The sequence below is a fragment of the Streptomyces sp. NPDC003032 genome (assembly GCF_053591415.1).
Genome location: NZ_JBSFTT010000017.1, coordinates 41,677 through 55,332 on the forward strand (window position 1 = coordinate 41,677; position 13,656 = coordinate 55,332).

The 13,656-nt window shown below is 72.0% G+C and carries 12 protein-coding genes and 1 pseudogene; 8 read left to right on the plus strand and 5 right to left on the minus strand.

Annotated elements, in window-relative coordinates:
* Nucleotides 1-19: 19 nt before the first annotated feature.
* Nucleotides 20-1,666: an ABC transporter substrate-binding protein gene (locus tag ACWDZ7_RS23680; RefSeq protein WP_451799542.1), complete on the plus strand. Its 1,647-nt coding sequence runs from the start codon at nucleotides 20-22 to the stop codon at nucleotides 1,664-1,666.
* A gap of 32 nt (nucleotides 1,667-1,698) precedes the next feature.
* Complete coding sequence (locus tag ACWDZ7_RS23685) at nucleotides 1,699-3,147, plus strand: amidase (protein WP_451799543.1); 1,449 nt, start codon at nucleotides 1,699-1,701, stop codon at nucleotides 3,145-3,147.
* 74 nt (nucleotides 3,148-3,221) lie between these two features.
* On the opposite strand, the gene ACWDZ7_RS23690 is transcribed toward ACWDZ7_RS23685, so the two are convergent.
* The 5 genes from ACWDZ7_RS23690 to ACWDZ7_RS23710 are packed head-to-tail and all read right to left on the minus strand — an operon-like array spanning nucleotide 3,222 to nucleotide 8,529.
* Nucleotides 3,222-4,010: an ABC transporter ATP-binding protein gene (locus tag ACWDZ7_RS23690; protein WP_451799545.1), complete on the minus strand. Its 789-nt coding sequence runs from the start codon at nucleotides 4,008-4,010 to the stop codon at nucleotides 3,222-3,224.
* Complete coding sequence (locus ACWDZ7_RS23695; RefSeq protein WP_451799546.1) at nucleotides 3,994-5,013, minus strand: ABC transporter ATP-binding protein; 1,020 nt, start codon at nucleotides 5,011-5,013, stop codon at nucleotides 3,994-3,996. The genes ACWDZ7_RS23690 and ACWDZ7_RS23695 overlap by 17 nt, the downstream gene beginning before the upstream one ends.
* Nucleotides 5,010-5,870, minus strand: coding sequence for an ABC transporter permease (locus tag ACWDZ7_RS23700; protein ID WP_451799548.1), 861 nt, complete (start codon nucleotides 5,868-5,870; stop codon nucleotides 5,010-5,012). Before ACWDZ7_RS23700 ends, ACWDZ7_RS23695 begins: the two co-directional genes overlap by 4 nt.
* Nucleotides 5,867-6,820, minus strand: coding sequence for an ABC transporter permease (locus ACWDZ7_RS23705; protein WP_451799550.1), 954 nt, complete (start codon nucleotides 6,818-6,820; stop codon nucleotides 5,867-5,869). The genes ACWDZ7_RS23700 and ACWDZ7_RS23705 overlap by 4 nt, the downstream gene beginning before the upstream one ends.
* Entirely contained in the window at nucleotides 6,817-8,529 is a 1,713-nt protein-coding gene (locus tag ACWDZ7_RS23710) for a CocE/NonD family hydrolase (protein WP_451799552.1), read from the minus strand. The genes ACWDZ7_RS23705 and ACWDZ7_RS23710 overlap by 4 nt, the downstream gene beginning before the upstream one ends.
* Before the next feature lie 100 nt (nucleotides 8,530-8,629).
* On the opposite strand from ACWDZ7_RS23710, the gene ACWDZ7_RS23715 reads away from it, so the two are divergent.
* The 6 genes and pseudogenes from ACWDZ7_RS23715 (at nucleotide 8,630) to ACWDZ7_RS23740 (ending at nucleotide 13,543) form a co-directional block, all read left to right on the plus strand.
* A complete protein-coding gene (locus tag ACWDZ7_RS23715) occupies nucleotides 8,630-9,196 on the plus strand; it encodes a TetR/AcrR family transcriptional regulator (protein WP_451799554.1) in 567 nt (188 codons plus the stop codon).
* Nucleotides 9,197-9,330: 134 nt separating this feature from the next.
* Nucleotides 9,331-10,286 (plus strand): annotated as a pseudogene (locus ACWDZ7_RS23720) (helix-turn-helix domain-containing protein).
* A 166-nt stretch (nucleotides 10,287-10,452) separates the two neighbouring features.
* Nucleotides 10,453-11,457 carry a type I glyceraldehyde-3-phosphate dehydrogenase gene (gap, locus tag ACWDZ7_RS23725; RefSeq protein WP_451799556.1) on the plus strand — a complete coding sequence of 335 codons (1,005 nt, stop codon included), beginning with the start codon at nucleotides 10,453-10,455 and terminating at the stop codon, nucleotides 11,455-11,457.
* Nucleotides 11,458-11,588: 131 nt separating this feature from the next.
* Nucleotides 11,589-12,362: an SDR family NAD(P)-dependent oxidoreductase gene (locus ACWDZ7_RS23730; protein WP_451799558.1), complete on the plus strand. Its 774-nt coding sequence runs from the start codon at nucleotides 11,589-11,591 to the stop codon at nucleotides 12,360-12,362.
* A 36-nt stretch (nucleotides 12,363-12,398) separates the two neighbouring features.
* Nucleotides 12,399-12,533 carry a hypothetical protein gene (locus ACWDZ7_RS23735; RefSeq protein WP_451799560.1) on the plus strand — a complete coding sequence of 45 codons (135 nt, stop codon included), beginning with the start codon at nucleotides 12,399-12,401 and terminating at the stop codon, nucleotides 12,531-12,533.
* On the plus strand, nucleotides 12,530-13,543 hold the full coding sequence (locus ACWDZ7_RS23740) for a polyprenyl synthetase family protein (protein WP_451799562.1): 1,014 nt from the start codon (nucleotides 12,530-12,532) through the stop codon (nucleotides 13,541-13,543). The genes ACWDZ7_RS23735 and ACWDZ7_RS23740 overlap by 4 nt, the downstream gene beginning before the upstream one ends.
* Nucleotides 13,544-13,656 lie beyond the last annotated feature (113 nt).

Consider the following 13,656-nt stretch of genomic DNA (forward strand, 5'->3'; position numbering starts at 1 on the left):
TCGGCAAGGAGCATCAGTCATGGCTGCGAGAAAACGGATGCTGACGTTGCTCATGGGTGTGGGGCTGCTGACCACGGCCGCCTGCACCTCCGCGTCCGGCGGGGCCGACGGCCCGCCCCGGAACACGCGCCTCACCACCACCACGCCGCCCGGCCCCGCCGCCGTCGACCGCGTGACCTGGGCCCTGCCCTACGGCGAGCCGACGACCCTGGACCCCGCGAAGGTGGGCGACTACTCGCCCCAGACGGTCGGCGCGAACCTCTGCGACACGCTGACGCGGATGAACGCCGACTTCTCCCTGAGCCCCGGCCTCGCCCGGAAGACCACCTGGTCCGACAGCCGGACCCTGGTGCTCGACCTGAGGTCCGACGTGCGGTTCTGGGACGGCTCCCGCATGACGCCGAAGGACGTCGTCCACAGCCTGGAGCGGCAGCGGGACCCCAAGACGCAGGCGCTGTACGGGAACTACCTCTCCGCGGTGACGTCGATCAAGGCCACCGGAGCCCACCAGGTGACGCTGCGCACCAAGACGTACGACCAGACCCTGCCCAAGGCGCTCGCCACGTCGTTCGGCGCGGTGAACAAGAAGGCGTACGCCGAAAAGGCCGGCCCCGCCTACGGCACCGCCAAGGGCGGCCTCATGTGCACGGGACCGTTCGAACTCGGCTCGTGGAAGTCCGGCGCCGGCATCACCCTCAAGCGCAACGACGCCTACTGGGACACGAAGCTGAAGCCGAAGGCGGAGAACATCGACTTCAAGTTCATCACCAACAGCAATACGCTGACCAGCGCCCTGCTGTCCGGCGAGGTGGACGGCACCTACGAACTGCCGCCCAGCAGCGCCACCGCGCTCGCCAAGGCCGACAACGGCGCGACCCACCTCGGCCCCTCCACGCAGAACGTCCTGCTGATCCCCGCCAACGCCAAGTCCCCGGCCGCCGACCGCCGGCTCCTGGACGCGCTGTCGTACGCCATCGACCGCGACGCCCTGATCAAGAACGTCTTCGGCGGCGACGCCACCACCCTGAAGACGCTCGTCCCGCCCCTCACTTGGCGGGGCGACCCGGAAGCCGCCCGGTTCGACGCCGCGTACAAGGCGCTGCCCGCCGTGCCGAAGCCGGACCTGGAGCGCGCCAAGAAGCTGGTGAAGCGGGCGGGTGCGCCGGCGCGGCCTCTGGTGGCCGCCATTCCCGCCGGGGACCAGCGGGGGCTCCAGGCGCTGACGTTCATCCAGGCGGCGGCCAAGAAGATCGGCGTCGACATCCGCATCAAGCAGCTCCAGCCCACCGAGATGTCGTCCCTCTTCTACGACCCGTCCGTACGCGAGGACCTCGACCTCGTCCTCACCTTCGGATACGTCGGCATGCCGGACCCGGCGTCGTACGTCGCGGAGATGGTCACCCCGCGCGGCATCTTCAACTGGACCGACTACCGCAACGCCGACGTGAGCCGGCTGCTCGACCGGGCCCGCACGTCCTTTGACCCCGCCAAGTCGGCCAAGGCGTACGCCGAAGCGCAGGCGCTGTTCACCCCCACCGTCCCGGTGGTCCACCTCGCCACCACCCATGAGCGCATGTTCATGAACGAGCGCATCAGTGGAGCGCCCACCTCCTTCGCCTACATGAGCATGCCGTGGGCCGCCCACCTCGGCGGCACGGCCAAGTGACCCCGCACACGCCCACCTCACAGGAGACGACGATGACCGACACCCCGGGCGACAAGCCGCTGTGGGACCGCCCGGCCGCCGAACTGGCCGCCGGGATCCGCGACAGGACCTTCTCCGCCACCGAGGTCGCCGCCGCGTTCCTCGCGCGGATCGACGTGACCAACCCGGCGCTCAACGCCCTCGTGGACATCAGGGCCGAGGAGGTGCTCGCCCGCGCGGCGACCGCGGACGCGGCGGTCGCGGCCGGTGCGGAGCTGCCTCCGCTGCACGGCGTACCGGTCTCCACGAAGATCAACACGTCGCTGCGCGGGCACGTCAGCTCGCACGGCGTCAAGGCGTGGGCCGGTGCCGTGGCGCCGGACGACGCGGAGTGCGTCGCCGCGCTGCGGCAGGCCGGCGCGAACTTCCTGGGCCGCAGCAACAGCCCGGCCTTCGCCGTCCGCTGGTTCACCGGCAACGACCTGCACGGCAGGACGCTCAACCCGTGGGACAGCGGGCGCACACCGGGCGGCTCCTCCGGAGGCGCCGCATCGGCGGTCGCGGCCGGGATGGTGCCGATCGCGCAGGGCAACGACATCGGCGGGTCGATCCGCTTCCCCGCCTACTGCTGCGGCGCGGTCGGACTGCGTCCCACGATGGGCCTCGTCTCCGGCACGGAACCGCGCGGGGCCGAGGAGTTCGACAGTCCCATGTCCTTCCAGACGATGGCCGTGCACGGCCCGCTCGGCTGGACCGTCGACGACGTCCGGCGAGGGCTGCACGCCATGGTGACGCCGGACCTCGTCGACCCGGTGGGCCTCCCGGCGCGGCCCCCGCTGGGTCTGCCCGGCCGGAAGAAGATCGCGATCGTACGGAGTGTCGGCCTCGCCGAGCCGCACCCCACCGTGAACGCCGCGCTCGACCGGGCGGCGCGGTGGCTGAGCGAGGCCGGGCACGACGTGGAGGAGGTCGAACTGCCGCTGCTCGGCGAGGCGGCCCTGCTCTGGTCGCTGCTGCTCTATGAGGAGCTGCGGACGATGCTGCCCGAGATCGAGCGCTTCGGCGACGAGTCGGTAAGGGTCTCCCTCACCTCCTCCTTCACCGCCGCCGCGGAGACCTGGGGCGAACGGCCCACCCTGGACGCCTACATCAAGGGCTACGCCCGGCGCGGCACCCTCATCAGCCGCCTCCAGCGGTACCTGGGCGACGACCGGATCCTGATGACGCCGGTCTCCGCCGAGCCGCCGTTCGAACAGGACGCCGACCTGGCCGGCGACGCCCGGGTACGGGAACTCCTCGCCGCGCAGTGGCCCATGCAGGCCGTGCCGGTGCTCGGTTTCCCGGCGATGTCCGTACCGACGGGCACCCGCGACGGCCTCCCGACAGGCGTCCAGCTGATCGGCGGCCGCTTCCGCGAGGACGCGCTGCTCCACGTGGCATCGGACATCGAGACCAGGACGGACCGCACACGCCCGTCCCTGGCCGGGGCCCGCGCCGCCTGACACACGCTCGACGCACCCCGCAGACGGTCGCGCCCCCGCCGGTCTCCTGGACCGGCGGGGGCGCGGGCATTGGCTCAGGCCGCAGGCCGGTCCACCCGTCTCCGTGGCTTCCAGCCAGGCTTCGGGACGGAGTCGATGAGGCGCCGCGTGTACGGGTCCTGAGGGGTTTCGAGGACGGTGGTGACGGGGCCGCGTTCGATGACTCGTCCCGACCGCATCACCAGTACCTCTTCGCTGATGTGCCGGACGGCGCCGAGGTCGTGCGTGATGAACAGGAGCGCGGTCCCGGTGGTGGCGCGGACGTGTGCGAGCAGGCCGAGGATCTGGGCCTGGATCGACACGTCGAGCGCCGCGATCGCCTCGTCGAGGATCAGCACCCGCGGTTCGGCCGCCAGCGCGCGGGCGATGGCGACGCGCTGGCGTTGGCCGCCCGACAGCGCCTTCGGCAGCGCCCGTGCCTGCCGGTCGTCCAGGCCGACCATGTCGAGCAGCTCCGCCACCCGGTCCCGGAGCGCGGCCGAGGACGGTGCCCGGTGGAGGCGGACCGCCTCAGCGATCGCGTCGCCCACGCGCTGGCGCCGGTCGAGCGACGAGTACGGGTCCTGGAAGACCATCTGGATCTGACGGCTCCGGGCGCGGCGCTCCCGTGACCGGGGCCGTCCGGGCGGCCGTTCGTCGCCCGCGACGACGATCCGGCCGCCGCTGGGCGTCTCGAGCCCGGCGATCATGCGGGCGGTGGTCGTCTTGCCCGACCCCGACTCGCCGACGACCGCGAGGGAACTTCCTCGCGCGAGCGAGAAGCTGACATCGTCCACCGCGACGAAGTCGCCGAAGACCTTGCGCAGATCACGTACGTCGAGCATGGCTCTCGGCCTCCTCAGGCAACGACGTGTGCGGGAAGTGGCAGGCCGCCGTGCCGTCGCCGGCCGCCCGCGGTTCAGGCGCCTGCTCGCGGCACAGATCCCGCACACGGGGACACCGGTCACCGAAGGCGCACCCCGCCGGCGCCTCGAAACCGGACAGCGGCCTTCCGGCGATGGCCCGCAGCTCCGCGCCGGGGTCGCCGACCGGCGGGCGGGACGCGAGGAGCGCACGCGTGTACGGATGCGAGGCGCTCTCCCTGAGCCGTGCCGCGGGGAGTTCCTCCACGGTGGTCCCCGCGTACATCACCACGATCCTGTCGCACACGGCGGCGGCCAGTTCGAGGTCGTGCGTGATGAACAGCATGGCGAGTCCGCGCGCCTCGCGCGCCTCCCCGATGATGGCCATCACCTCCTCCTGGGTGGTCACGTCCAGCGCGGTGGTCGGCTCGTCGGCCAGCAGCAGCCGGGGTTCGGCGGCCAACGCGGCGGCGATCATGACGCGTTGCAGCAGACCGCCCGACAGTTCGTGGGGGCGCTGCCGCATCCGCCGGTCGGCGTCGCCGATGCCCACCTCGCGGAGGATCTTCGTAACCCTGGCGACGGCCTCGGCGCCGGGGACACCGCGTGCGGTCGTCAGGCCCTCCACCAGGAAGTCCCCCACACTGCGGGCGGGGTTGATGTGGGCCCTCGGGTCCTGGAAGACCATGGCGACATCGGCGGCACGGAAGCCGCGCAGCCGCTCCGGTGACATGCCGGGCACGGACTCGCCCGCGAAGAGCAGGTCCCCGCGTACACCGGCCCCTTCCGGCAGCAGCCGCAGCACGGAGCGTGCCGTCAGTGACTTCCCGGACCCCGACTCGCCCACCAGGGCCACGGCCGCTCCCTCGGGGACGGTCACGTCGGCGCGGTGGACGACGGTACGTACGACTCCGTCGACCGGGAGATCGATGCCGAGCGCGTCGATGTGGAGCAGGGGCAGGGGAGGGGGAGGTGTCCGGCTCATGCGTTCTCTCCGAGCAGACGTCGGGACAGACCGGCCCCGAGGAGGTTGAACGCCACCACGACGACGAGGATGACCAGCCCCGCGTACAGCGACTGCTGGGGGTGGCCGGAGAGGATCGACGGGGCTCCGTTGGTCACCATCAGCCCCCACTCGGGGTCGGGCGGCTGGCTGCCCAGGCCGAGGAAGGAGATGGCGGCCACGTCGAGCAGGGCGTAGCCGAACCCGATGGTGGCCTGGACGAGGATCAGCGGCAGCAGGTTCGGCAGCAGGTGCCGCAGCCAGATGCGGGCCGTGGGGGCGCCGAGGAGCTGGAGCGCCGATACGTAGGGAAGACCGCGTTCCTTGACGGCTGCCGCCCGCACGACGCGGGTGATCAGCGGCAGATACGCGATCGACAGCGCCACGACCGGTGCGAGAAGGCCCGCGCCGAAGACGGCGGCGGCGAGGACGGCCATGATGAGACCCGGGAACCCGAACACGACGTCGAGCACCCCCGACACGAACCGGTCGAGCCACCCGCCGAACCAGGCGGCGGACAGCGCGAGCAGCGTGCCGAGCGTCGTCGAGACGGCGATGATCACCGCCGGGGCGGCGAGGCTGGCGCGGGTGCCGATGATGAGCCTGGACAGGATGTCGCGCCCGGTGTCGTCCGTGCCGAGGAGGTGCGCCGCGGAGGGGCCGGCGTTGACGCCCAGCGCGTCCACGGCGTTCGGATCGTGCGGGGTGATCAGCGGACCGAGCGCGGCCAGCAGGACGAACAACCCGACCACACACGCCGCGCAGAGCGTCAGGTGGTCCTTCGGGCGTCCGGCTCCCGCCCCGGTCCGGGGTACGCGGGCGAACAGAGCGGTGGTCATCGGGCAGCCCCCTTCCGGGAGAGTCGGGGGTCGAGCGCGGTGCTGACCAGGTCGACCGCGGTGTTGATGACGACGAACACGACCATGAAGATCAGCGACACGGCCTGGACCACGGCCATGTCCTGCTTGGACGCCGCCTCGATCATGAGAGCCCCCAGGCCGCCGGTGCCGAACGCCTGCTCGGCGACGGCGGCGGTGGCGACGAGCCCGGCGACGCCGACTCCGGACACCGCGAAGACGGGACCGGAGGCGTTGTGCAGCACATGGCGCCGGATCACCGTCCGTTCGGGTACGCCCCGGCTGCGCGCCGTCTCCACGTGCTCGGCGCGCAGTTCGGCGCGGACGGCGGTACGGGTGACCTGGGCGACGTAACCGATCCAGGTCAGCGCGAGCGCGAGCGCGGGCAGCGTCAGGTGCGAGAGCGTGCCGGTGAGGCCCTCGCCCGAGCCGTACACCGGGAACCAGGGGAGCCGGACGGCGAAGAGCCAGATGAGCAGCACCGACATGACGAACGTAGGCACCGCCATGGCGCCCGCCGTCACCGTGGTGACCAGCGTCTCCGTACGTCCTCCGCGCAGCGCGGCGACCGTGCCGACGACCGTGCCCACGGTGAGGACGAGCACGGCGGCGTAGCCGACGAGGGCGAGCGTGTCGCCGACGCGGGCGCCGATCAGGTCGGCGACGCTGTCGCGGTAGACGAGCGACGTGCCGAAGTCGCCGCGCAGGCAGCCGCTCAGCCAGTGCCAGTAGCCCCCGATGAACGGGTCGTCGAGGTGGTACTCGCGGCGGATCCCGGCGAGGACCCGCGGATCGGGGTCGCGGCTGCCGCCGACCAGCAAGGTGGCGGGGTCGCCGGGGCTCAGGAACATCGCCCCGTAGATGGCCAGACTGGAGACGACGACGGTCACGACGAGTGTGGCAAGACGGGTGGCGACGAAGCGCAGGGTCATTGTGGGCCCCCGTCGTCACCGCTCGCCGACGCCGACGCCGACGCGGGCAGGACGGTCAGGCACAGCCGCGAGGGGTGGGTGGCTCCGGTCCGCAGCTTCTGAAGGCTCGCCTTGGGCGCGGTCGTCAGCCACGGATTCTCCAGCGAACCGGAGTTGGGCAGGTGGTTCGGGAAGTCGCTGCCTGCGACGGCCAGCGCGAGACGGTGACCCGGGCGTACGCGGTAGCCGGTGTGACCGAGGTCGACCCGCACCTCACCCGGGGCGTCCGCCTGCACACAGCCGCGCACGATCAGCCGTGCCGTGCCGTCGGGGGCGAGGTCGAGGAGCCGGACGAAGACGTCGAAGGTGGGCGCCGTGCTCTCGACGTACAGCCGCGCGTGCACGGGGCCGACGAGGTCGAGCGGGATGTCGGAGGCGGGGCCCGTGAAGACGAGGACGTCGTCCCGGTCGGCGGTGGGCCGCTCGTCCGGATGGTCGCGCAGCCGCAGGAAGGTGTCGGCCGTGGCGGAGGGCACGAGGTTGTCGGGGTCGTACCGCCACTCCACGTACTCCTCCGCGTCGGCTGCCGGGCGGGCGGCGAGACGGCCGCCGGGCACCGGACCCGTCGCGGACTCCGGATCTCCGAGATGGAGCTCGCTGTGCCGCGTCCCCGGCGGCGGCCAGGTGGCCGAGGTGCGCCAGCCGACGTGCCCGAGCTTCCAGCGCACCCTGGGCAGCGACTCGGGCGGGGCGGTGCCCTTCAGGAAGACGTCGAAGAACTCAAGCGCCGGTCCCGTATAGGAGTCGAGCATGCGCTCCAGAGCGGCGTCGTCGACGGCGTGGTCGGTGGCGGGGGAGACCGGGGCGTCCTCCAGCGAGTAGTTCTCGTGGTCGGTCGTATCGGCGTTGAGGTACTGCACCGCCGCCCAGCCGGGCCGCCGGGCCAGTTCGGTGTAGTCGCGCATGTGGGCGGTGCCGAGGTTGTCGAACCAGCCCACGCAGTGCAGGACGGGCACGGGTCGCGCGTCGTAGGGGTGCGGCCCGCTGTAGGGGGCGAGGCGGATGCCGCCGACGACCAGGTCGAACCCGGCCGAGCGCTTCCGCAGGGCTTCGAAGGCCTCCTCGTACGCGGCGATCAGCGGGCGCTTGGTGAGGTCGGCCTCGTACTCGTAGCTGTCGTTGTCCACCCAGACGTGCGCCTGGTAGTCGGCGCCCTCCAGCCACAGGGGCTGCGGGCCCGCCCCGGCGTCGTAACTGGCCACACCCGGCCCGTTGTTGACGCATGTCACGCGCGGGACGATGGCGCGCAGGGCCGGGTGCTGGCTGGAGACCGCGGACCACTGCGTGAAGCCGTAGTACGAGTCCCCGAACATGCCCACGACCCCGTCCGACCAGGGCTGGCGCGTGACCCACTCGATGGTGTCGTACCCGTCGTCCACCTCGCCGGTCCACGCGAGCGTGCGGCCCTGCGAGCGGAACTTGCCGCGGACGTCCTGCACCACCACGACGTACCCCCGCGCCGTGAACCGCTCGGCGGCCCTTTCGAAGAAGACGTACCGGCTGTTCTTGTCGTACGGCAGGCGCACAAGGACCGTCGGGGAGGGGCCGGTCGCGGTGTCGGCCCCGTACACATCTGTGGCCAGTAACACGCCGTCCCGCATGCGCACCATGTGCTGGCGCGCGTGCCGGGGGACGGGCTCGGGGGTGACGCGCCGGACGACGAGGCTCATGGACCCTCCAGGGAGGAAAGCTTTTAAAAAACAACGTGATATAACAGCGTTGCATTTGAGTCCGTTCTGCGTCAACCCCCCTCTGAGCTAGGTTGCCTTCATGCCGATCGACGTCGACGAAGTCCAACGCCGCAGGGAAATCGCCCGGGCCACCCTTGCCGTCGCCGCCCGCGACGGCGCGCGCGCGATCACCATCCGCGCCGTGGCCAAGGAACTGGGCGGCTCCACGGCGATGGTCACGAACTACGTGCCGACGCGGACGGCCCTGATCACCAACGCCGTCCGCGCGGCGGAGTCCCGCTGGCGCGCCGACCTGGACGAGCGGGTCGGGGAGCTGGACGGCAAGGAGCGCCTGCGGGCCACCGTCGAGTGGCACTTGAGCACGGAGCCCGAGGACCTGCTGCTGCGCACGCTCTGGGTCGAGATGCTCTCCTCGGCGCACGTCGACCCCCAGGCGGTCGACCACCGGGAGCCGCACGAGTCGCGACGGGAGTTCCTCGACGCGTCCGTCGCCGCCGGGGTGCCCGACGCCGAGCTGGCGGCCGACGTGCTCTCCCTGCTGACCCGCGGATACTTCGTCTCCACCGTGGAGGACCCGGACTACTGGACGCCGGAGCGGGCCGGCCGCGTCGCCCGAGCCGTCGTCGACGCGCTCGTCGGGGAGTGAGCGCGCCTTGAGTCTCCCCTAACGGGAGACGCGAGGGTGGGGGCATGGACGACGACAGGCCTTGTGACACCGACACCGACACCGACACCCGCGCCCACGGCGACACCGACACGGACGCCGACACCCTCTGCTCCATCGGCGAACTCGCCCGCCGCACCGGGCTTCCGGTCAAGACCATCCGCTTCTACTCGGACTCCGGGGTCGTGACACCGGCCGACCGCACCACGGGTGGGTACCGGCTCTACGGCGTCGACGCCGTGGCCCGGCTGGGACTCGTGCGGACGCTACGGGAGCTGGGGCTCGACCTGGCCACCATCCGCCGGGTCGTGGACCGCGAGATACCGCTCGCCGAGGTGGCCTCGGCGCACGCGGAGGCGCTCGACGTACAGATACACACCCTGCGCCAGCGCCGGGCCGTGCTGACGGTGGCCGCCAAGCGCGGCTCCACGCCCGAGGAGCTGGACCTCATGCACCGGCTGACCAAGCTCTCCGAGGACGAACGGCGGCGGCTGGTCTGTGACTTCCTCGGCTCCGTCTTCACCGGGCTGCACACCGATCCCGCCTTCCCGGCCGTCATCCGCTCGATGACTCCCGAACTGCCCGCCGATCCCACCCCGCAGCAGGTGGAGGCGTGGGTGGAGCTGGCCGAGCTGTTCCAGGACGCCGACTTCCGCTCCAGCGTGCGGGGGATGGCCCGGAACATGGCCGCCGACCGGGCCCGGCCCCGGACGACGCCACGGGGCTGCCCCGCATCCTCGCCGAAGCCGTCCGCTCACTCGTCGGGCCCGCGTTGGCCAAGGGTGTCGATCCCGCCGGGCCCCGGGCGGACGCGGTCGTCGCGGCGCTCGCCGGGCACTACGCGCACACCGTCGGGCTGCCGGACGGCGACGCGCTGCGCCGGCGGCTGGCCGGGCACCTGGAGAGCATGAACGACCCCCGCAGGGACCGGTATCTGCGGCTCCTCGCGGTCGTCAACGACTGGCCCGCTCCGGAGAGTCTGGCGCCGGTGCTCGACTGGGCCGTTCAGGCCCCGCGCACCCGCGGCGCCCCGGACCGGCGCACGAAGTCCCGTACCTCGTCCGTGAAGTGAGTCACATTCAGATCGTTGAAGGAGGCATGCACCCGGGGGAGCTTATAGCTTGCGGAGTGGCGGTGTATTGATAGCTTATGCAAGTTGCTTATGGTGTTCCGGGTGGTCGCCGCGGTGCGACATACCGTGCGCGGCTGCCTTCTCGTAACCATCGTGAGAGGAACGCATGACTGTTCGTGTAGGTATCAACGGCTTCGGCCGCATCGGGAGGAACGTCTTCCGGGCGGTTGCCGCCAGGAACGCGGACCTGGAGATCGTCGCGGTCAACGACCTCGGCGACGTACCGACCATGGCCCACCTCCTGACCTACGACTCGGTCCTCGGCCGTTTTCCCGAAGAGATCACCGCCGAGCCCGGAGCGATCCGGGTCGGCGACCGCAAGGTCACCGTCCTCGCCGAGCGCGACCCGGCCCAGCTGCCCTGGGGCGACCTGGGTGTGGATGTCGTCATCGAGTCCACGGGCATCTTCACCAAGGCGGAGAAGGCGCGCGCGCACATCGACGGCGGCGCCAAGAAGGTGATCATCGCCGCGCCCGCCAGCGACGAGGACGTCACGATCGTCCTGGGTGTCAACGACGACACGTACGACCCCGAGCGGCACACGATCATCTCCAACGCCTCCTGCACCACCAACTGTCTCGGTGTCCTCGCCAAGGTGCTCCACGACACCGTCGGCATCGAGTACGGGATGATGACCACGGTCCACGCCTACACCCAGGACCAGAACCTCCAGGACGCCCCCCACAAGGACCTGCGCCGCGCACGCTCGGCGGCCGTCAACGTGGTGCCGACGTCCAGCGGCGCGGCCAAGGCCATCGGCCTGGTCCTGCCCGAACTCCAGGGCCGCCTCGACGCGTTCTCGCTGCGGGTTCCCGTGCCCACCGGGTCGGTCACCGACCTGACGGTCACCACGACCCGCCGCACCACCGTCGAGGAGATCAACGAGGCGTACGCGAAGGCCGCCGCCGGCGCGTACAAGGGGCTGCTCTCCTACACCGAGGCGCCCATCGTCAGCTCCGACATCGTCACCGACCCGGCCTCCTGCGTCTACGACGCGGGCCTCACCCGTGTCAACGGACCGCAGGTCAAGGTCGTCGGCTGGTACGACAACGAGTGGGGCTACTCGAACCGCCTCATCGACCTGGCCCTGAAGGTCGGCAACTCCCTCTGACCCGCCCGCCCACACGATCCGGGCTCCTCCCCTTCGGCCGTCAGCCCCTCCTGTGCGCCCCAGCAATGTCGCTGGGGCGCGGCAAGGGGGCGATTCGCGACGTACATGTTCGATGACGGGGAGGACGGCGGATGCGTTTCGAGGCGAGTACGGCCGTGGTCACCGGGGCGGCGAGCGGCATAGGCCGCGCGCTCGGCGCCCGGCTGGCCCGGGAGGGCGCGCGTGTGGTGATGACGGACGTCGACGTTGACGGACTCGCCCGCGCGGCAAGGGAGTTGGCGGAAACCGGCGCGGACGTCGTCAGCACGTTCGTCGCCGACCTCGTCGACGCGGAGGCGGTCGAGGAGTTGGCCGCCGCCGCGTACGAGCGTCTCGGCGCGGTGGACGTGCTGTGCAACAACGCCGGTGTGGTCGGGCCGGTGGGCCGGCCGCTGTGGGAGGTGCCCCTCGACGACATGCGCGGCGTCCTCGACGTGAACTTCTGGTCGCACCTCCATGTGGCGCGCGCCTTCGTGCCCCGCATCCTCGCCGGCGGACGCCCGGCCCACCTCGTGCAGACCGCGTCGATGTCGGCGTTCGTCGTCGGCGCGGGCTCCGCGGCCTACGCGGCGTCCAAACACGCCGACCTGGCCGTGGCCCGCAGCCTGCGGGCCGATCTGCGCGACTCGCCGGTACGGGTCTCGGTGCTCTGCCCGGGGCGGGTCGACACCCCCATGACCCAGGGCCTGGTCGCGCCGCGCGACGCGGTCGGCGCCACCACGGTCAGCGCCGACGAGGTGGCGGGCACGGTCTGGGAGGCCCTGGGCTCCGACCGCTTCTACCTCTTCACCAACGCCGACGCCCCGGACCGGATCGACGCCCAGTTCGCCGACGTAAGGCAGCACTTGCCCCCCTATGCCTCCTGAACGTCGACACGCCCAGCCGAGAAGGAGCCAACGCACATGGACGTAACGCCCATACCCGGCTCGTCGTCCGGCGCCGTCGTGCCGGGCGCCACCCTCTCGGGTGACATCACCCGCGCCGGCCCCGAACACAACGAGATCGCCGAGCCGTGGCGCACGGGAGGTGCCGCGTGAGTGCGACACCGAGCAGTCTGCACCGGGTCCGCGACACACTCACGCCCGCCCTGAGCGCGGCCCTCGACCGGCTCGACGAGGAGAGCCGCCACCAGGCGGCCTACCACCTCGGCTGGATCGACGCGGCGGGCACCCCGGCCTCCGACGGCGGCGGCAAGGCCGTACGGCCCGCGCTGGCGCTGCTCTCCGCGCAGGCGGCGGGCGCCCGGCAGGAGACCGGCCTGCCGGGCGCCGTCGCCGTCGAACTGGTCCACAACTTCTCGCTGCTGCACGACGATCTGATGGACGGTGACGAACAGCGCCGCCACCGCCCCACCGTGTGGTCCCTCTGGGGAGCCTCGGGCGCGATCCTCACCGGCGACGCCCTGCTCGCGCTGGCCCACGAGGTGCTCCTGGAGTGCGGGCAGCCGACCGCGGCCGCCGCCGCCCGGCTGCTGTCCCGCGCCACCCGCGAGCTGATCCGCGGCCAGGTCCAGGACATGTCGTTCGAGAGCCGGGCGCACGTCACCGTCGAGGAGTGCGTCGAGATGGCCGCCGGCAAGACCGGCGCGCTGCTCTCGGCGAGCGCCGCCATCGGCGCCGTCCTCGCCGGGGCGCCGGTCACCGTCGTGGACGCCCTCGCGCTCTACGGCGACCAGGTCGGCATCGCCTTCCAGCTCATCGACGACGTGCTCGGCGTCTGGGGCGACCCGGCCCGCACCGGCAAGCCGGTCCACAGCGACCTACGTACGCGCAAGAAGTCGCTGCCCGTCGCGTACGCGCTGAACGAGCAGGGCACGTCGAGCGTCGAACTGGCCGCCTGGCTCAGCGCCCCCGACGAGCCGGACGAGGCCGAACTGCGCCGCGCCGCCGACCTCGTCGAGGAGGCCGGCGGCCGCGCGTGGGCCGTCGCCGAGGCGGCCCGCCGCCTGGAACTCGGCGAGGCCGCGCTGCGCGACACCGCTCTCGACCCGGCGGCACGCGAGGAACTCATCACGCTCGGCGGCTTCGTCGTAGGCCGCGACATGTAACCACCCCGCCTGCCCCCGGAGCCCCACTCCCGGCCCCACCCGACGGACCTCCCCACCCGCCGCCCTCCGGCCGGCACCACCCCACCGCACCCCACACGGACCACCCCCACGAC